Here is a 19,799-nt window from a genome sequence, read left to right as displayed (position 1 = left end):
TTTTAAACCAGATAGAAGAATGTAAATACAAATACCCATACCAAATCTACAAAGTGCCAATACAGACCCACCTTCTCTACCATTTCATAACTTTTTCGTCGCTCGTAAGTACCCAGAATCACATTAAAGAAAATGATGATATTTATGACCACCCCAGAAAACACGTGGAAACCGTGAAATCCGGTAATAAAGAAAAAGAAATCTGCAAACAGTGGAGACCCGTATTCATTAACATGAAGATTAGCGCCTTCAACAACGGCCTTACCGTTTTGCTTCAATTGTTTCAACGATTCCTCACGAGAGAGAATTGTTTTTTGGCCATGTTCATCCAATAACTGGGTTCTTACCAATATGTTTTCATGCGTCTCTAAGCCAGCTATAACTTCTTCAACGGTATAGCTAGGAAGCGTCCCTTCCTCAACAAACCATAAACCATTTGTTTTATCATGAGCTGTTCGTTCCTTAGGTTCGACAACGGCAAAATCGCGAAGTGCTACACGATGTCCTTCCGTATCCACGAATTGTAAAATATTGCCTCCTTTGGTTTGTATGGCTCCGTAATCTCCTTTAATGAATGTAGCCCATTCCCAAGCCTGCGATCCAACGAAAATAAGACCGCCAAGAATGGTTAACAACATATACAGTGTTACCTTCGCCTTATTCAAGTGATGCCCGGCATCTACTGCCAACACCATGGTAACGGAGGACATAATAAGTATGAAGGTCATAAACGCCACGTAAATCATCGGCAATTCCTGACCGTGTAAAAATGGTACGTGGGTAAAAACCTCATCGGCTATGGGCCAGGAATCAATAAACTTAAATCTTGAAAAGCCATAGGCCGCCAGAAATCCGGAAAAGGTTAAGGCATCTGAAACAATGAAAAACCACATCATCATTTTACCATAACTGGCATTTAAAGGCCTGTTACCGCCGCCCCATGCTTTACCTTCTGTTCCAGTATTTACAACTGTAGTACTCATAAGTATTGGTTGTTTTTTTTAAAGTTGCACAAAAATAATCATTTTATTCGTTATCTAAAGAAATATAAAAACAAAAACAGCAGGATCCAAAGGATATCCACAAAGTGCCAAAAAGTAGCTGCAAGTTCGAATCCGAGATAACTTGTTGCCGTATACTTTTGTTTAAAATGATTATAAATTACTACCAACAAACATATTAAACCAACTATGACATGCAGCACATGCATAAAGGCTATCACAAAAATAAAGGTCATTGTAATATTACTCGTAGGTCCGGTAAAATGATAGCCACTTCCAATGATCTCATTAAAGCCCTGAAACTGATTGTAAATAAAAAGGAAACCCAAAACGAGTGTTAGCCCTAAAAATAAGGTGGTTTGAGACCTCTTGTCCTTTTTCAAAGCATTTTTGGCCAGAATAAGGGTAAAACTGCTCAATACAATAATAGCTACACTTAACAGGAATGCATCCGGCAAATCAAAATTGTTAAGCCAGTCGGGCCGCGATTTACTGACAATATAAGCACTGGTCCAACCTGCAAAGGTCATGACCAGTGATACAATACCAAACCAGAGCATCATTTTTTTTGCCCTGATTTGCTTTTCTTCTTGTGTTCCTTGAGTTAAATCCATTTTTAGCTTATAAATTTATCAACCACATAAACCAGTTGTACTATCGAGATATAAGACACGCTCACCAGCATGAGCTGTTTGGCAGCCTTTTCTGTCATCTTATTGAATAAGCGTACCGCATAGTACAACATCCATAACCCCAAAAGCAGTACCATTATAGCCCCTATGACCGATAATTGTAAAGCACCAGTAAATCCAAATACCGGTATTATCGACACCAAAATGGTCCATATGGTATACATGATGGTCTGTACAGCAGTTCCTTTATCTTGCTTGCCTGTAGGCAACATGTAGAATCCTGCCTTTTCATAATCATCGAACAAAAACCACCCAATTGCCCAAAAATGGGGAAATTGCCAAAAAAACTGGAGGGCAAACAAGGTCCCTGGTTCAATCCCGAAATCGTCTGTAGCGGCAACCCAACCCAGCATAAAGGGGATAGCTCCCGGAATGGCACCCACAAATACGGCCAAAGGTGTTTTGGTTTTAAGGGGGGTGTAGACACAGGTATATAAAAATATAGAGATCGCCCCGAACATGGCAGTTTGCTTATTAATGGTATACAAAATAACGATACCCAACAAAGTAAAGATCGCAGCGATCCAGAAGGCAGTGGTAACGGTCATCCGACCAGCCGGTATCGGTCTGTTCCTGGTCCGAACCATTAAAGCATCCAGGTCTTTTTCAATAATCTGATTGAAGGCATTCGAGGCCCCTACCATGAAATAGCCCCCCAAGGCCAATAAAATCAGCGTCACATAGTCCACCGTACTAACCCCTAAGAGATAGCCGGCCAGTGATGAGAACACGACACTTAGGGAAAGTCGCATTTTTGTAATTTCCTTAAAATCTGAAACTATGGCGTGAATTGATAATGAAGACTCTGACCTGTTCAATGTATTTCCTATTGCTCCTCTTTAAATGGCGAGTGCAAAGATACCTTTTTACTGTATTTTGAGCAATGCTTTTAAGCCTTATTTAGTTCCTGGCGACAGCGCAATAATTTTTGTATTTTTAAACCACATCATGATTTTACTCTATGAACCATTTATTCAGGACCATTACCCCATTCCTTCTTTTATTATTTTTTACAACAGGTGCACAAAACAATGCTGTAGTTATTAAGACCCTGAAAATGGCCGAACACATTTATATGCTGGAAGGTCAGGGAGGCAATATCGGGATCTCTGTGGGAGATGAAGGTGTTTTAATGATCGATAGTCAATTCGCGCATGTCACCCCTAAAATACGCGAAGCGATCAGAGCGCTAAGTGACAAACCTATAAAGTTTTTAGTTAATACACATCACCACGGCGACCATTCAGGTGGGAACAGCAATATAGCCAAAGGGAATACGACCATAATTGCACACGACAATGTGAGATGGCGCATAGAACATCAGGAAAAAGACGCATTGCCCGTTATTACCTACAGCGACAAACTCCATATTTACCTGAATGGAGAACAGGTTTTGGTGGTACATTTCGATAATGCCCATACCGATGGGGACAGTATGCTTTATTTCACTGATAGCAATGTCCTGCATACGGGAGATGTATTCTTTCACGAACGTTATCCTTATATTGATTTAACCTCGGGCGGTAGTGTAAACGGGTATATTGATGCCGTTAAAAAGGCCTTAATTCTAATTGATGAGGACACTAAAATTATACCGGGGCATGGTCATCCCTCCGATAAAAAAGCGTATCGATTCTTTTTGAGTATGCTCGAAGATCTGAGAACAAAAATTCTCCATGAAATAAAAGACGGAAAATCCGAGGAAGAGGTTGCTGTCAATACCGCGCTTACAAAGGCATATGATGACCTTGGCTACAGTTGGAATTTTATTTCCTCAGAAAAAATCAGAAGGACCTTTTATAGGAGTTTGAAGGAGTAATGTGAGCTGGGGCCTCAAATGACCCTATTCTGTTTGGTAAATAGGAATTGGATTTTATTTTTATTTTTCGATCATGTATTTTCAAACTCCCCGTCACGCGATATGCCAACTCGCCAGCTCACCCCTTTGCCAAATACATCCACAGGATGTATTTTGAACGCTCGGTCGCCCTCTTCCTCTGAAGAGGGGAACAAGAAAGATTATTGCAACTGGCTCCTCCCTTTAGCTTAAGGGAGGTGGATCACGCCGCAGGCGTGGGACGGAGGGTTATGAAAAAACAAACTAAACTTAAAGTCAAACTCCCCGTCACGCGATAGCGTGACACCCCTCTTGGTCTCAAGAGGGGAACAAGTAGTATTAATATATCTTACTCCTCCCGGGCCAAGCGTAAATAAACAGTCTGTAGACTGTTTTAGCGCTGGAGCCAAATGATACCTAGCAATGAGATATAGTTCCAACCCCTAACATTGGGTTCTGGATAATTTGATACTAAGGTTAATTGTTCTTTTTCCCATTGCCGTAAAAAGAACCAAACCTGCCTACCTGGCGGATGGCAGGCAGGAAGGTCTAGTCCTTATAGCTTCGGCGGTCAATTCTAATTTTAAAGGCTAAAATCCATGAATTCCTCCTTACAGTCGTCAAGCTACATGGATTTTTACGCCTTTTTCAATTGATTGACACTCGCCTGCCAGCTATTAGGGACTTTCTCAACTCGTGAGGGTAAGACGGATGTTTATTTTATCTTGCTCCTCCTAGGACAGGCGTGAAAAAACAATTTACCTTTCTGGTTTATAGGCTTAGCCATTGTATTTAAAAGGGATAGGCAAAAGGGATATCAAAGGTAGTTAGACTTGTTTCATTTTGTAAGCATCCAATCGGCAAATTCACAGGACAATTTTGAAAATTCACAGGTGTTTTTTGAAAATTCACAGGAGAATTTTCAATCATCGTGCTTAGGGATTAGTAAAGGAATACGCACGGCATTGGCGTCTTTGAGGTATTAGAAATCGAAATACCAATTGAACAGGTCGGTCCTCAGCCCAAGGTTAAACCAAACGGTATCACTCTCTAAAGCCGATGGTGATGCTGTATCAGGATTAAAGTTTCTTATTGTAATGTCTGCAAACAGTTTTAAATTAGAAACCGGATTGATGAGATAACCCCCCTGTAAATTCCCATAAAATGTGTTCACAGCATTACCCTGACCCACTTCAATTCCCGTATCGAAGGGACGTTCGTTATAGTCTCTGTAAATATCTCCACCATAGCTAAAGTTATCGGTGCCATTATTAAAGTCGATCCCCCGCTTTCCAAAAATAAGTTTCGCATCCGCAAACCAACGTTGGTACTGATAATGACCTATAAGTACCAGCTCACTTAAATTGGCGCCCCACAAATGGGCCATGGATTGGTTGTTGTGGCCGTAATTCAATACGATGGTATTATGCGAATAGGTATAGGGTCTGATGCGATTGTATTCCATTTGAAGCATTAAATTATCAACATGAAATGCGTTGTAATACTTAAGACCTAATTGGTATCCATATTTGTTTTTCCAACTTTTTTCACCCGCCTTGATATCATTCAGGGAAAATTCATCCAGAATAAATTGACTGTAGAGGTTCAGGTTGTCATTAAGCTTATACTTCGCAGATGCACCAACAATGGCATTACCGGCACCCTGACCTGTTTCGAACTCTATGGCGCGATAAAATATGATCGGATTCAAATAATTTATATCGAAACCGCGATCGTTGGAATTGGTCCATAAGACCGATTCGAAAAACCCTAAATTTAACCGTTTGGAAACGTTCCAGCTCAAGAAATGATTCGCCATATACTTTGTTAAGAAGGCCCCATCTTCATTGACCTCCGGACGCACATCCTTTAACCACATCCAGGTGTTGGTGTATTTAATTTTCCAGAAGGTGGTATTTAATTTTAAAAAGGGACTTGGGCTTGCCACATCACTTAAAAACAATGAACGGTAACCGTCTCCTATAAAATTTTTACCATGACCAAACTGCATATTGATAAATTTGGTCGGGGTATAGGACAGATAGGCCTCTGCCACCGGATAGTCATATGAATCGGTTTTAAACCGTTTCGCTATGCCCCGTCCCGGAATTATGGCAGGATCCGGACCAAAGGCTTTTAACCCTTCTGAATACTCATTAATATATTCAGCAAAGCGTCCCTGACTCTCAAAAACGGATGTATAAAAATTAAGTTTATTCCCCAATCCTCCCTGTACCAGGATACCTCGGGTATTATTGTAGGTAGAATTAAAATCGGCTTCGGTATCCTTACCTACCTGCAGATCGAATATCGGGTCGATGGTAAACCAGTAATCCTTACTTTGAACCTGCACTAAATGTTCATTCCATAATTTTCTCGCCACCCAGGTATTGGCCTCCTTTTTGAGACGCTCCTGTGCTGCCTCAAAATCATAATAGGTCGCAATGTCATCAAATAGAAATGGTTTCGACGCTGTATGGCTGTTGGTACCTACAAGATTGAGATTCCTGTCGAATTGTGCGTAATAACTATGTGTGAAGGGAATATTAAGCTGACTCGAAAAGCGTTTGTTCTCATAGGGTCCCAACGAGGAGGTCATGCTGTCGAATTCTCTTTTGGAAGCCAGTTCCAAAGCATTAACTTCCGCTACGTCTTCTTCTTTTATAAAGTAGGTCTCGCTCTTTGTTAAGAAGGGCATCTTAATTGACATGGCATACTGCTTGTATGTTGGGCGTCCATTGTAGGTGGCTGGTTCTATTTGGGGAAAGGATGAAAAGACGCGTTTGGTCTCCTCTTTTAATGTCTCGTAGAGCGCATCGACATAAACCAGCTGAAACGTTCCGGTTGTATCGACTTCAAACAATACAGAGACCTCACCGGTATAGCTGTCATTACTGACCTCATCAGGGACCTTAAAATTGGCATAAATGAATTGGTAAACATTTTTATCAAAACAGTCTTGCAGGGCATCTAAACCAATTCCTTTGCATGTATCAAAAACAGGAGGTTTCTCATTGTACAAGGTACTTTGTGAAACAATGGAATAGGGAAACATACCCAGTAGGAAAAGTATAGAAGCACTAATTCTGATCATTTAGACTCGGCTATTTTTAAAGTTGAAAGATACTATATTTTGAGAAGACATAAATATAAAAAAACCGATATCGTTTATTTGATATCGGTTTTTTATATTATCTCTTTTGATATACGTACTAATCCTGAACCTGAAAGATAATAGGTAATGAATAAGGCACTGTAACGGGTTTACCACGTTGTTTTCCCGGTTTCATTTTAGGTAACATATTAATAACTCGTGCTGCTTCTTTCTCCAGGCCTGGGTGGGGTGCTCTGGCGCGCACACCAGTTATATTTCCTGTTCTATCAATTTTAAAAATAACGTTAATTCGCTGTCTTCCGGATAACCCTAAATCGCTTGCCAGCTCTGTATTAAATTTTCTGTTGACAAACTTGGAGATTTTATCAGACATACAATTTCGTTTGGCCGTATTATCCTTCTCATTTTCACATCCTGGGAATACAGGCACATTTTCAATCACTGCAAACGGGACTTCAATATCCTCCTCAACCTCTTCTACTTCCACCTCCTCTACTTCAACAATCTCTTCTTCCTGATCTGTCTCAGTCGATTCGATTACGGTTTCTTCCACTTCTTCTTCATCTTCTACGATTTCAATAACCTCAGGAGCTGCCGGTGGTGGTGGCGGTGGTGGTGGCGTTTGGATCTGCTCTGTAATTGGAATTTCTTCATCGTCCAATTCATCTAAATTCAACTGCCCTATATCGATATCTGTTTTATCGTAGGTCTTATAGTTTATGGCAAAATTTGCCAGAAACAACATTAAGGCTAAGCCGACAGCAAAATAGAGCGAACTGTTGCGACCAACATTGGCTTTAGGATTTTTCTTTGGTTCCATATTATTATCGTTTTATCAGGATTGCTAAAATAACCATTTATTTGTCAAAAAAACAAGTGATCATCTATTTTTAACGTGTTTCGTATTGTAAATGACTAAAGTAAATATGGCCAGGAGTATGCCAAATGCATTTGCCATTACATCATAGATATCTGCCGTTCTTGTTTTTGTAATCACACTTTGTAACAACTCAATAATTATACCAAAAACAAAGGCCAGAACCACAGCCATTCCAATAGCCCGGTTTTTCGTCTTATTTCCGTTGATAAATACATTATACCACACACAGACCAGCACAAAATAGGAAAGACAATGAAAGAGTTTATCGCCTGATTCCACATCAATTTCGGGTAATTCACTCAGATTAACAATGCTGAGCGTTGCTAAGCCAATTGAATACAGGATGGCAATATATAAGGCATAGTCCTTAAGCACCAATCAGGGTCTTATAGTCCTCAGCAGACATAAGGGTATCCACCTGCGACAGGTCGGAACACTTCACTTTTATCATCCACCCCTCACCATAGGGATCGGTATTCACCTTTTCCGGCTCGTCCTCTAAGGATTCATTAAACTCAATAATTTCCCCTGAGAGTGGTAAGAACAGATCGGATACTGTCTTTACGGCTTCAACAGTGCCAAAAATTTCTTCGGCATCCAGCGTCTCGTCAACCGTTTCTACCTCAACATATACAATATCTCCCAATTCGCCTTGTGCAAAATCTGTAATACCTATTGTAGCCACATCACCTTCTATTTTAACCCACTCGTGATCCTTGGTGTATTTTAAATCTGATGGAATATTCATTAAAAATGGTTTTAGATAATTTCAGCAAATGTATCTATTCAAAATATAAATTCAAATACGTTTTGTTCTTTTAATTTCCAAAGTTATAGCGCAGGGTCAATCCGGATCGGATTGTAGTCTGTGGGAATGCCGTTGAAATAGCATATTCTGAAAAGGCATAATCGAAGTAGAATATGCCGGTTAAATTCTTACTGAAGGCATAATCGGCAGAATATTTCAAGCCCCAAATGGTCTGTCCGGAGGTCACCTGATTGTTTTCTAAATCCAGATATCTTATAATTGTCTTATTATCTCTTATTGAAATATCTGCCTTCATGTTTAAATCACTTACTATCCGCTTTCTCGGACCAGCCAATTGGGAGCGTATGCGCACATCCTTTATACGGTATCCCAGACCGACAACATATTCGCTGCCCTGAATTTCGGTTACTAAATTATTATCAAAACTCAAAGACAATAAGCGATCCTTTTTAACCTCGGCCAAAATTTTAATGGCATTTTTCATTTCAAAATCGATACGAATCAGCGGACTGAACATTTCTGTTAAATTAACATTACTGTAAAGCGTTTTATTCTTATAGTCTCCTGATTGATTTTTGGTTTCCGGGTCCTGACTGGCATAATCTAAACTAAAATCCGGCGCTGTATAATCAAGGTTCGATTGGAACTGATTGATGGTATAATTGGAACGGTAGCCATGGGTGATCGAAAATCGTCTGAAATGCTTTTTAAACCAATTAAACTTCATAAAACCGGAATACTTCAGATCCCAATTTGGAATTGGCACATCACGAAACGCCGAAGTCTTTATGCTGTTGGCGTCCTGCCCTGTGTACGCCGCCAGGAATGCCGGTAATAGCACCGCCTGACTGTTTTTACTGAAGCCTAAGGGGTAGCCGTCGGCATCGACATCATTAAGATCGGCTCCACTTTCCTGGGCCAGGCGTCTTGCAACGATTAAGCGATTGTCCCTGAATTCGTCGAACGCTTCAGAACCGGTCTCATCACTTTTACTGAAGGCCGTTTTTATTAGTAGGGTTGAGATGTTAAAATTACCAAAGGTATTTGGCGTGAGCGACTCATATTCCAGGTTACCCCCAACATCATTCACACGATAGTTCTCATTGAAATTTTCATAATAGGTTCGGTTCGCAATCACATCGATCTTGAGATCTCTGAAAGGCTCTAAATTCGCAGAGATATCCAACGTTTTTGTATGGGTTTCGGTATATTGCTGGTTAAATTCAGGAAAGAGGGTTAGCCAACCATTTCGCGCTGCCAGATATCTGATATCACTTTGACTGCCAAAGGTATAACCGAAAGTTGGTTTTAGGGTTCCAATAAATCCAGGTGTTCTTAAATAGCCTGGCATGAAGGTTCCGTTGTTTTCAGAATAATTAACCTGAATGCGCTTAACACTGGTTAAAATATCGACTCCCGCATTCCATATTTTCGTTCCCGTATTATTTTTGGGTTTCGGCTGATTATTGTCCTGATTCGCTCCCGGAGGTCCAGGTCTCGCGGTTGTGGTTCTCGTTCTTGCCCCTCTGACCGGTTTCTTGACCAGTCCGAGATAACTGTACAATCGATCCATATTCAAGGATGAATTGATGTTATGGGTATTGGCATTCTGAATTGTATTTCCCAAATTGTAGGTCTCGCCTTCAATTTCTAAATTACCATAAAGATCCGATCCTTTTTGCCATTGAAAATCGCCACTATACTGATAGGTCGCATCTAAAAAACTAAAGGTCGGAATCTTGTTAATGGGCAATTGATAGGTTATTCCCAGCTGCTGTGTTTGCCTGTTGGGATCGCCCACATCAAAGAAACCGTCCCAGACATCTAAAGTCGGGTCTTGTTCACCATTAATGATATTATCCTTAAAGTAATTGCGAACAATATTATTATTGGCCGCTATAAAATTTAACTGTAAGGCATCGGTGATGTTATAGTTTATGGTATACTGAAAATCGAAGGTGTAATTCCTGCGGAATAATTCCTCGATCCCAATATTGGCCCCGCCAAGGTCTATCTCCCGAAACTTTTGCTTATTGAATTGTCGGTTTATATCGGTGTTTACCGTAAAACTGGTTGGCAATAAGTTGAAGTTGAAATCCTTCAATATTTTAAAATACTGGCCTTTGAACAAGGAATCGTTCTTCTTGAAAGGCTCTACTTTTATCGGGTTAAAGTTAAACGCGTAATTAGCGCCAACGCGTACGGTTTTGTTTACCAGGTTTTCGATTTCAAAATCCCGGTGCTCGAGCTTATTATAGGAATAGTTGAAGGTTAAATTCTCCACATCGTAAAAGCGGGGAATGGCCTCTTCATTCGTTCTGATTTTCCGAACACCAATAAAGTTGATGCTCTTTCGCTTGGTATAGTCTTCTGACTGCCGTCTTATGGTTTCCTTATCTTCCGCGGTATCAGCTGCCGCAATTCGAGAATCCAAAGTGAGGTCTTCATAAAACTGGTCGTATTTTGGTGTAATCAATTCTTCGCTCTGGGCATAATTAAAAGGCAATTGTACACCCCACTTTTTCGGTAACAGCTGTCCTATATTAACATTGGTTACCACATCGTACTGCTGCACGTCCTCCAAACTTCGCTGACTCGGCCCTTGCTCTAAGGATCCAAATCCGGCAGTACTTTGTCGTCCTGTGGCACTTATGGTGGCAAAATCGGCAATATTGGCATCCATGCTCATTATGGCAGCCCAACCTCCCTCATTGTCCATATCGGACAGTCGTAATTCATTAAACCAAATCTCCGCACATACATCATTGTCTCCGGAAATGTTTTTAACCCCCACCATTAACGTTCTAATGTCCCCGAAGTTAGGATTACCTCTAATAGCAATACGGTGCTGTCCTTCGACATAATCTGAAAACTGGTCGTTCGGCACAGGAACAGGCTCGTCATCGACAACATCATAAAATGTAGGATCGATATTTGTTAAGGTCCCATCGGATATGCCCTGCGCTTTAATTTTACCCAGTACCTCAATGGGCAAGTTAATCTCATTCACTTCAGGCCATAACCCTTCTCTTGAAGCTGATTCAGAAACCTTTAGAGGGATTTCTATTTGGTAAAAGTTTTCAATAAGGTCGTTCCCCATACGAATAAAACCAACAAGCTCATTGTCTGACAATCCTCCAATTTCATCCTCTTCGGCATGCATAAACATACGCATGCGTTTGAACTGGCGCATATCAATATTGATGTTCTTAAATACGGCTCTGGAATCCTCTGTTTCCATATTACAAACGTTAATCACGAGGGACTGTTCGTTTTGTTCGATTACAGAATTGTTGTTAAACAGCTCTTCGGGTTCAATGCCCGGTGGACGTTCATAGCGTCCTTCATTTTCAATGGTTCCGATAATACCCACCGAGAAATCTGTTGGATCGTCCTGAACATTGGGGTCATTTCTGTCTAACGAGAGCCTGTATCGTCGCCAATCGCTTCGTACCAAATCTAAAGTTCCAAAGCGGAAAACCGTTTTTTGAACAAAATCCTTCACGTATACCCGTGCAAAACGAACGGACCGTAAATCATTAATGCCTCCTATGGCCTTGACATGGCTCCCCTCAACCGGAATTCTAAACTGGTACCATCGCACATTCTTGGTTTCTCCGTTGGGCAAGGATCGTGGGCGGTCCTTGAAATCCGTTAAAAAGGTCTTTAAGGGGTTTGTAACTGCTAAATTCTCGAATTCGGTTTGGTCTAAGGGTAAATTCTGTCGGGTGAGTGGCAATTCATACTCAAAATAGCTATCGATCGTGTTCATGGTATTATCACGATTGATATCCTCAACATCGGGTTGCGTATTTGCGCCTCTATCTGTTTGGCTGAAGGTATCCGGCGTATTACCTTCAACACCATTATAGCGCTTGTAACGTTCAAATATATCCCCTGAAGCATTCAGGAAATAGGTGTAGTTGTCGTTTGCGGGATCCTCTCCGAAAGCAGCACCAAAGACCTGTGTCTCTTCGCCATCGTCATAACCATCATATCCGACATCCTGATTGTCGCGTTCCTCTCCTGTAGTATCGAAAGCGTAGATCAAAGATTGGTTTTGCGGCACCACCGTGCCATAATCGGTTGGTAACAATAAACTCACATCTCCATTCTGGGGTAAGCCATTTTCATACAGTTTACGTCCGTCCTTCAGGACATCCTCTGAGATATTACCCAGATTAAGCACCAGTGTCCCTCCCGGGTTAGTCGGATTTTCCTGAAACGGATCCTGTAACCAGAACTCAATGTACTCGACATTGGCCTGTTCTAAATCAGTTGAGGTTAACTGTCTGGTAATACCGGCCCAGGAATTGGCAGGATTATTCAATATGCCATCTTCAGAGCCCGGTTGGAAATTATACGGCCCCCGTTCCTGTGGATAATAGGTTAGATCCAAGGTGAATATGGCCGAGTTCTGACCGGGAACAATATCTCTATTTGGGAATAACTCATCAATAAAAACACGACTGGTAAACAAATCGGACACGTCGTCGTCGTTGACATCGCCCGGTCGCTGACTGCTGTAAAAAATAGGATCGACAGTATACCAGTTCAGCATGGCCCTGTCGTAGCCGTTCTGTATGCCATTTTCGTCCTCGGGCCCATCACTATAGGTTCGTCCCAGCCCCTTGGGTCTACTTGACAAAAACCAGGACTGTTGTGATTTCAGATCGATGGCATTTTGAGAGCCTTCGAAATCATCGATATAAGATGTAGACTCGCCATTTAAATTGGTGCCTTTGGGTGCTCCCGGAGCTAAATAGGCAAACTCACCACGTACGGATAGGTTCGATTCGACATCGGTATCTATGTTCGGTAATTTATTGGCAAGTCGCGTTAAGAACGGCACCTTTGTAGCATAGTTGCCGTTAAATCCAAAAATCGTATTGTTAATAGGTTCTGCACCGTAATTGGCCTTTTGTGTTATGGGGCGTTCATTTAGATTAAGTAAGGTCCCGCCCAAAACAAAATTATCATTGAACTTATGTTCTACATTGATTCCGGAAAAACGTCGGGTTTGCTGACCAAAGACGGCGTTATTTTCTGTTGAAATGTTTATCGGCGTGTTTGAAGCTTTTAGGGCTTCATCCAATATTTGCACACGCCCCAATTGGTAATTCACCGTGTAGTCGATACCCTCCACCAATTGCCGTCCTCCGGCAGTAACCACCACCGATCCTCTGGGGACATTGAAGGCTCCTATGGGTATGCCATCGCCTCCTGCAGATTTATAACGTCCCTTTAATTTGAACTTATTCTTTTCGACTTCATCTAAAGCAGCTGTTTTGGTGCTTTTGTACAGCAGGTCATATACATACTTTTCCTGGTTTGGATTGGCATAAACATCCTGCTCGTAATCTGCTTCGTTGTTGTTTGGATTCCCGTCGTCGTCCAGGACATCGAATAAATACCGTCCAAATGGTTCAACTTTGGTGAAGATAATTTTACCATTCTGAGGCAATACCGTAATTCCGGGGACAAAATCAAAAAATCCATCTCCACCGCCCTGAGGGTCGTTATTGAAGTTTAGCTTATCCAGGTTAAACAGTCGTAATAAGGGTGTTTCTTCTATTTCCCTATCGTCATTTGGATTGGTAGGCGTTAAATTATCAAAAACAGGAAAGCTGGTTCCTTCAACGGGTGTAATAAAGTTTAAGGGCGACGCTTCATTATAAAAAATATTGAGTTTAAACTCATCCTGATTCAGGTTATAGGCCCCGGTATCGTAAATATTTTTCATCATGAGGTCCCAGATGGGTTCACCGACGACGGTGACACTACTTTTTAGCATTTTCAGCACCAAGTTAGAATTGACTACAGAAGTGACCTGGCCCTGACTGTTATTGGTTACTTCTGTAGCGTTTACCCCGTCATTGGCAAATTCTCCTACCTGATATACCTGACCCCCCAGGGTGAATTGGAAGGCTACAGCAAGCACCTCGTCATTGTTTAAGCGCTGGTTTAATGAAATATACCCCAATTCACTGTTTAAAATGTATTCTTGCCCGGGTATAAGCTTTCTGGCATTTTCCAATTTCGCATAGTCGAATCCCTCATTAACCCCCGATACTAGAATGCCGTTCTCTACGGTAGCCACATCCCTGACGGCATCGGTTAATTGCGATCCTGCTCCACCGATATTGGTGGGGTCGAAATCGTTGTTTCCATTATCAGGCAAGGCTCCTGGCCCCACATTCACAAAGTTTGCCGGGGGCGCATCCAATCCAATACGATCGCTCTCACCTAAATCCTGAAGCGCCAAAATATTCCTTACATTGTCGGTTCGGTTATTTCGGTTGGTTATCCAGACTTCGATACGATTAATTTGAAGCCCCCTGGAATTTAAATAGGGATAAGTCCTCAAAGCTTCATCGTAGATGTCCCTAAAATAGTGTGCTAAAAAAAAGTGTCTGTTTTCGTCGTAGTCCCTAATGAACAATTCAAATTCCTCAAGTGTACCGCCACCCTGGGCAATAACTGAAGTGGACTGCGACCTTTGTTCAGAAAATACACCTGTTACCGTGGTCCGGCCAAATTGCAACTGCGCTTTAACACCAAATAAACTTTGTGCACCCGTTATAAGCGAACTATTTAATGGCATATTAACATTACCAACCTCTATTTTTTGAATGATATCATCCTCTGTAGGGGTGTATTCGAGTTTAATCAGGTTTTGAAAATCGAAAGTCGACTGGGTATCGTAATTGGCCGTAACCTGTAAACGCTCTCCGACCTTTCCAAGAAGGCTCAAACTTATACGTTGATCGAAATCGAAGGTGAAATTACTCCTGTTTCTGGGTGAGAAAACCGGATTATCCTGTTGAGAAAATAAGATCCCCAAATCCATCTCAACCGATCCCTGTGGCACCACTTCAATGGTATTACCACCAAAAATGGTTTCGAAAAATCCAGAGTTCACATAAAACTCAGGCAACAGATTTTTCTGAGCATCATCCGCGCCTTCCTTTTTCCCATCAAAGGCATCTATTTTTTCTTTGTAATAGTTCTTTAAATTTTCTTTGGCTACCAACTCATAGTATTCCGTCGGGGTTAAAATAACAGGATAGTTGATATTGAAGTCACCAATAGTTTCGGTATAGATATATCGGTCGGTCAGGGCGTCATAAGTATACTTGGATTCTATGCTATTGGGATCCGGAGTTTTAAGTGTTCCCAGGCTGAATCCTGTTTTAATGGAATCCTGAGCAGGCTGCTGGGCATAGGAAGCTAAGCTAAATACACCAACAATTATTAAAACAAAACACTTAGTTATTGGCTTATAACATTTATGGTTGGTTGTGTTCAAAATCTGTTATAAATTTTTTAAGGCTTCTTTTATTATCGTTTCGACATTGGCATCCGGGGTGATCTTTACAATTTTATCCACGATACGTTCTGCTTGTTTTTTCGCAAAACCAAGGACCTCTAATGCAGATAACGCTTCATTTTTATTGGTATTGTCTTGGGGTATTGAAACTTCATCAATATCGTAAATCTTTAATATTTTATCTTTCAAATCTAAAATAACACGTTGTGCTGTTTTGGCACCTATGCCCTTGATGGATTGTATCAGTGCCACATCATTAACCGCAATGGCTTCCCTCACCTGTTTTGGAGTTAGAGACGAGAGCATGGTACGCGCAATATTCGGACCAATACCGCTGACTGAAATTAAAAGCCGAAATATCTCACGCTCTGCTACGGATGAGAACCCATAAAGCGTATGAGCATCCTCCTTTACCTGTAAATGCGTGAATAATTTCAGATTTTCCTCGTTCGGGATCTGGGAATAGGTATGAAGGGAGATGTTGAGCATATAGCCGACACCGTTACAGTCTATAACAACATGGGTTGGATTTTTTTCGGTAAGTTTTCCTTGGATATGTGTTATCATTAAACCCCTCGTTAACCAATCAAATGTAATAAAATAATTAACAAAAAGGCTATTTTACCTCAGCGTTTTCTTGTTCCCACTTTTCTTTATACTGAGCATCTATAACCGCTATGGCAGTCATGTTGACAATTTCATCGACACTTGCTCCGAGTTGAAGGATATGTACCGGCTTTCGCATTCCCATCATAATGGGTCCTATGGAATCTGCTTCGTTTAATTCCTTTAGCAACTTATAGGTAATGTTTGCCGAATCCAAATTGGGAAAAATTAAGGCATTCACCTTTTTACCTACCAATTTTGAAAATGGAAATTTTTCACGAAGCATATCATCATTCAAAGCGAAATCCGTTTGCAATTCCCCATCGACATCCAGGTTTGGATAATGTCGGTGCAAATAGGCAACCGCATCGCGAACTTTTGAGGCCCTGTCATGTTCTGATGACCCAAAATTGGAATAGGAAATCATGGCCATTACCGGATTCATTCCAAACATTTTAATGACCTGAGAGGTCATATGGGCTATTTTGGTCAAATCCTTTGAAGTGGGGTCGATATTTATAGAGGTATCGCTTAAAAACAGGGGGCCTCTTTTGGTCATCATCACATTAGTTGTTGCTATACGTGTTGCACCATGGGCTTTACCAATCAATTCCATCATCGGTTTAACAACACTTGGATAACTTCGGGAATACCCTGAAATAAGGCCGTCGGCATCACCTGCATTCACCATCATGGCCGCAAAATAGTTGCGTTCTCTCATTAAGCGCTGGGCCGAATAATAGGTGACTCCTCTGCGTTTACGCTGTTCCCAGTATACTTTGGCATACCTGTCCTTCCGTGGATTCTCCTCCTCTGTCTTCGGATCGATAATGGGGACCTCATCGGCATCGAACTCAATCTCTTTCATCAAGGCCTTAATGGTCTCCTTACGACCCAGTAAAATAGGGAGGGCGATGCCATCCTCATATACAATTTGTGCGGCCTTCAGCACATTTAATTGATCGGCTTCAGCAAAAACGATTCTTTTGGGAGCCAGTTTTGCCCGATTTAAGATGAGTCGAACCAATTTATTATCCGATCCCAAACGTTCCAATAACCCGTCTTTGTATTTTTCCCAATCCGTAATTGATTTTTTCGCCACACCACTCTCAATAGCAGCTTTTGCTACTGCAGGCGGAACCTCTGCAATTAACCGGGGGTCAAAGGGCTTCGGAATGATATAATCACGGCCAAAAGCAAGTCGGGTCTCGCCATAGGCAATATTAACCTGCTCAGGGACAGGTTCCTTTGCTAATTTTGCCAAGGCCTTTACTGCGGCCATTTTCATGGCCTCATTAATTTTGGTTGCCCTGACATCTAAGGCGCCCCTGAAAATGAATGGAAAGCCCAAGACATTATTCACCTGATTGGGATGATCGCTTCGACCCGTTGCCATTATAATATCCTTACGCGTTTCTACCGCAGTCTTGTATTTTATTTCCGGATCGGGGTTGGCCATAGCAAATACAATGGGATTCTTCGCCATGGAAAGCAGCATCTCGGGCGACACGATATTTGCCATCGACAAGCCAATGAACACATCAGCACCCTTCATGGCCTCCTCGAGTGTATCTATTTTTCTATGGGTTGCAAACTCCGCTTTTTCGGCCGACAGATTCTCCCTGTCTTTTCGAATAACACCCTTACTGTCCAGCATCACCATATTTTCCCGTTTGGCTCCGCAGGCCTGGTATAAACGTGAACAGGATATGGCAGCCGCACCGGCACCACTAATAACAATTTTTACCTTTTCCAACTTTTTATGCGCCAATTCTACCGCATTCAATAAGGCGGCTGCCGAAATGATCGCTGTACCATGTTGGTCGTCATGCATTACCGGAATGTCTAACTCCTCCTTTAAGCGTCTCTCAATTTCGAAGGCTTCCGGGGCCTTTATATCCTCTAGGTTGATTCCTCCAAAGGTGGGGGCAATATTTTTAACGGTTTGAATGAATTCATCAATATTCTCGGTATCAACCTCAATATCGAAAACATCTATATCGGCAAAAATCTTAAAGAGCAAACCTTTACCCTCCATTACCGGCTTGGACGCTTCCGGACCTATATTTCCTAAACCCAATACGGCCGTTCCATTAGATATGACCGCAACCAAATTTCCTTTGGCTGTATATTTGTAGGCCTTATCGGTATCCTTCTCAATTTCTAAACAGGGTTCTGCCACACCAGGTGAATACGCCAGAGACAAATCTCTTTGGCTTGCATATTTTTTAGTAGGAACTACCTTAATTTTACCGGGGGTTGGTTTGGCATGATATATTAGGGCCTCCCTTCTTTTACTTTCTTCGCTCATAATAAATTAAGTTAGTTTGTTTGTTTTTGCCTGATTCATAGTCCTATGAATTGCCATGGTATTTTAAATGTACAGGAAAAGAAAGAAACTTTCGTTATGCACTAATTTCGTTTTTAGTAATTCTGTTCCTATTCATCACTCCTCTTAAACCCACAAATATAATGATAGTATTAAGAAAAAGTTGATTCGACCTAAAATTTGACATGCGCATTAGAGCATCCATTAACCTGTTCCCTCTATTCAAAATCATTCCTAATCTCCCGATGGTATCTCAGTGCAAACCGCTCTCCCAGTTCTAAAATACCCAGGGTATTGAAATGCACCACATCGTTGGGTAAAGGTGAGTCAGGTTCATCACGTCTCAGGGGCAGATCATCCGTATGTACCACAAATGCCCGATTTACCGACAGCACATCTCCGGAATTTTGATCGACCATCTTCTGTGCATGCCTAACCTCTTCCCGACCCGTGAATCTTGGAAGTGGTTCAGGTATGACATAACCGTAAATGAACAGCATGTTCTCGACTTCCAGCTGCTCTCGGACCCGTTGTATAAAGCGCTTTAATCTGCTGCCATAATGCGTGGCATTTTCTATTCCTGCAATATCGCGGGCGTCAGCTTCTCCTTGCTGCCAAAACATGGCCCTGATGGTTGGCTGGTATCCTTGGTTCTTCAGTTCTTCAATGCCACGCTGTACGGTATGAATGAACTTCTTGTATTCCTCTCCAAAATGGAGGGTATCCTGGTTGTTCTTACCCGGATGCCATTGCTCGTATAAATTGGACCCCGATAAAGCGTGCTTTATAATGGCACATTTACGATCTGGATAAAGTTGCTGAAGTCTGGACCCCAAACTTAATTCCACTCCAAATTTATCTGGTGTTTCCGAGGCCTGACATAATGGTTGCCAAGCCATAGGCTGTCCATGGCCACCAAGCCATTTTGAATAGTAAAACAAAACCGTCGTGTCAATTTTAAACGATGTCGGTATATTTTTCATATACCCCTGGCCTGTGGCATTGGACTGCCCCCCAATAAGGAACACATCTATTGCTTTTGATCTTTCGGATGTGCATGAATTTATGACAACTGCAAAGGAAATGAATATCAGAATGTTATACTGCTTTAAACGGCACAGTACAGTCGCTCTTGAAAGTTGTATTGTCAGGTTCACTAGTTTTCCAGATTTCATAAGTCAGATAATTTGATCTGTTCCGAGCCTAAATCAAATCCATTTAGATTGTGCCATGGTTTGCA

At 41.6% G+C, this 19,799-nt stretch carries 12 protein-coding genes; 1 reads left to right on the top strand and 11 read right to left on the bottom strand.

Annotation, left to right across the window (positions count from 1 at the left end):
- Nucleotides 1-2: 2 nt before the first annotated feature.
- The 3 genes from MR041_RS05800 to cyoE are packed head-to-tail and all read right to left on the bottom strand — an operon-like array spanning nucleotide 3 to nucleotide 2,511.
- Complete coding sequence (locus MR041_RS05800) at nucleotides 3-983, bottom strand: cytochrome c oxidase subunit 3 (RefSeq protein WP_242092657.1); 981 nt, start codon at nucleotides 981-983, stop codon at nucleotides 3-5.
- A gap of 50 nt (nucleotides 984-1,033) precedes the next feature.
- Nucleotides 1,034-1,615, bottom strand: coding sequence for a cytochrome c oxidase subunit 3 (locus MR041_RS05795; protein ID WP_242092656.1), 582 nt, complete (start codon nucleotides 1,613-1,615; stop codon nucleotides 1,034-1,036).
- A 2-nt stretch (nucleotides 1,616-1,617) separates the two neighbouring features.
- Nucleotides 1,618-2,511, bottom strand: coding sequence for a heme o synthase (cyoE, locus tag MR041_RS05790; RefSeq protein WP_339328750.1), 894 nt, complete (start codon nucleotides 2,509-2,511; stop codon nucleotides 1,618-1,620).
- A 143-nt stretch (nucleotides 2,512-2,654) separates the two neighbouring features.
- Between cyoE and MR041_RS05785 the strand changes: the two genes are divergently transcribed.
- Nucleotides 2,655-3,512, top strand: coding sequence for an MBL fold metallo-hydrolase (locus MR041_RS05785; protein ID WP_242092654.1), 858 nt, complete (start codon nucleotides 2,655-2,657; stop codon nucleotides 3,510-3,512).
- 1,000 nt (nucleotides 3,513-4,512) lie between these two features.
- Here the strand turns inward: MR041_RS05785 and MR041_RS05780 are convergent.
- The 8 genes from MR041_RS05780 to MR041_RS05745 form a co-directional block, all read right to left on the bottom strand.
- Complete coding sequence (locus tag MR041_RS05780; protein ID WP_242092653.1) at nucleotides 4,513-6,624, bottom strand: gliding motility protein RemB; 2,112 nt, start codon at nucleotides 6,622-6,624, stop codon at nucleotides 4,513-4,515.
- Between the two features lie 118 nt (nucleotides 6,625-6,742).
- Nucleotides 6,743-7,465, bottom strand: a complete 723-nt coding sequence (locus tag MR041_RS05775) for an energy transducer TonB (protein WP_242092652.1) — start codon at nucleotides 7,463-7,465, stop codon at nucleotides 6,743-6,745.
- A 60-nt stretch (nucleotides 7,466-7,525) separates the two neighbouring features.
- Entirely contained in the window at nucleotides 7,526-7,900 is a 375-nt protein-coding gene (locus MR041_RS05770) for a VanZ family protein (protein ID WP_242092651.1), read from the bottom strand.
- Nucleotides 7,893-8,273, bottom strand: a complete 381-nt coding sequence (gene gcvH / locus MR041_RS05765) for a glycine cleavage system protein GcvH (RefSeq protein WP_242092650.1) — start codon at nucleotides 8,271-8,273, stop codon at nucleotides 7,893-7,895. Before gcvH ends, MR041_RS05770 begins: the two co-directional genes overlap by 8 nt.
- A gap of 70 nt (nucleotides 8,274-8,343) precedes the next feature.
- Complete coding sequence (gene sov, locus MR041_RS05760) at nucleotides 8,344-15,603, bottom strand: T9SS outer membrane translocon Sov/SprA (RefSeq protein WP_242092649.1); 7,260 nt, start codon at nucleotides 15,601-15,603, stop codon at nucleotides 8,344-8,346.
- 6 nt (nucleotides 15,604-15,609) lie between these two features.
- Nucleotides 15,610-16,191, bottom strand: coding sequence for a Holliday junction branch migration protein RuvA (ruvA, locus tag MR041_RS05755; RefSeq protein WP_242092648.1), 582 nt, complete (start codon nucleotides 16,189-16,191; stop codon nucleotides 15,610-15,612).
- 49 nt (nucleotides 16,192-16,240) lie between these two features.
- Nucleotides 16,241-18,541: an NADP-dependent malic enzyme gene (locus MR041_RS05750; RefSeq protein WP_242092647.1), complete on the bottom strand. Its 2,301-nt coding sequence runs from the start codon at nucleotides 18,539-18,541 to the stop codon at nucleotides 16,241-16,243.
- A 236-nt stretch (nucleotides 18,542-18,777) separates the two neighbouring features.
- Entirely contained in the window at nucleotides 18,778-19,734 is a 957-nt protein-coding gene (locus MR041_RS05745) for a sialate O-acetylesterase (RefSeq protein WP_242092646.1), read from the bottom strand.
- Nucleotides 19,735-19,799: the final 65 nt, after the last annotated feature.

Source organism: Aestuariivivens sediminicola (assembly GCF_022662015.1).
Classification (GTDB): Bacteria; Bacteroidota; Bacteroidia; order Flavobacteriales; family Flavobacteriaceae; genus Aestuariivivens; species Aestuariivivens sediminicola.
The sequence above is the reverse complement of the archived record's forward strand: the minus strand, read 5'-3'. Positions and strand labels throughout refer to the sequence as shown.

Bases quoted from the DNA above. Each gene is read 5' to 3' on its own strand.
- MR041_RS05775 (WP_242092652.1), bottom strand. From the start codon at position 7,465: ATGGAACCAAAGAAAAATCCTAAAGCCAATGTTGGTCGCAACAGTTCG.
- MR041_RS05750 (WP_242092647.1), bottom strand. From the start codon at position 18,541: ATGAGCGAAGAAAGTAAAAGAAGGGAGGCCCTAATATATCATGCCAAA.
- MR041_RS05785 (WP_242092654.1), top strand. From the start codon at position 2,655: ATGAACCATTTATTCAGGACCATTACCCCATTCCTTCTTTTATTATTT.
- MR041_RS05745 (WP_242092646.1), bottom strand. From the start codon at position 19,734: ATGAAATCTGGAAAACTAGTGAACCTGACAATACAACTTTCAAGAGCG.
- MR041_RS05795 (WP_242092656.1), bottom strand. From the start codon at position 1,615: ATGGATTTAACTCAAGGAACACAAGAAGAAAAGCAAATCAGGGCAAAA.
- gcvH (WP_242092650.1), bottom strand. From the start codon at position 8,273: ATGAATATTCCATCAGATTTAAAATACACCAAGGATCACGAGTGGGTT.
- ruvA (WP_242092648.1), bottom strand. From the start codon at position 16,191: ATGATAACACATATCCAAGGAAAACTTACCGAAAAAAATCCAACCCAT.
- MR041_RS05800 (WP_242092657.1), bottom strand. From the start codon at position 983: ATGAGTACTACAGTTGTAAATACTGGAACAGAAGGTAAAGCATGGGGC.
- MR041_RS05780 (WP_242092653.1), bottom strand. From the start codon at position 6,624: ATGATCAGAATTAGTGCTTCTATACTTTTCCTACTGGGTATGTTTCCC.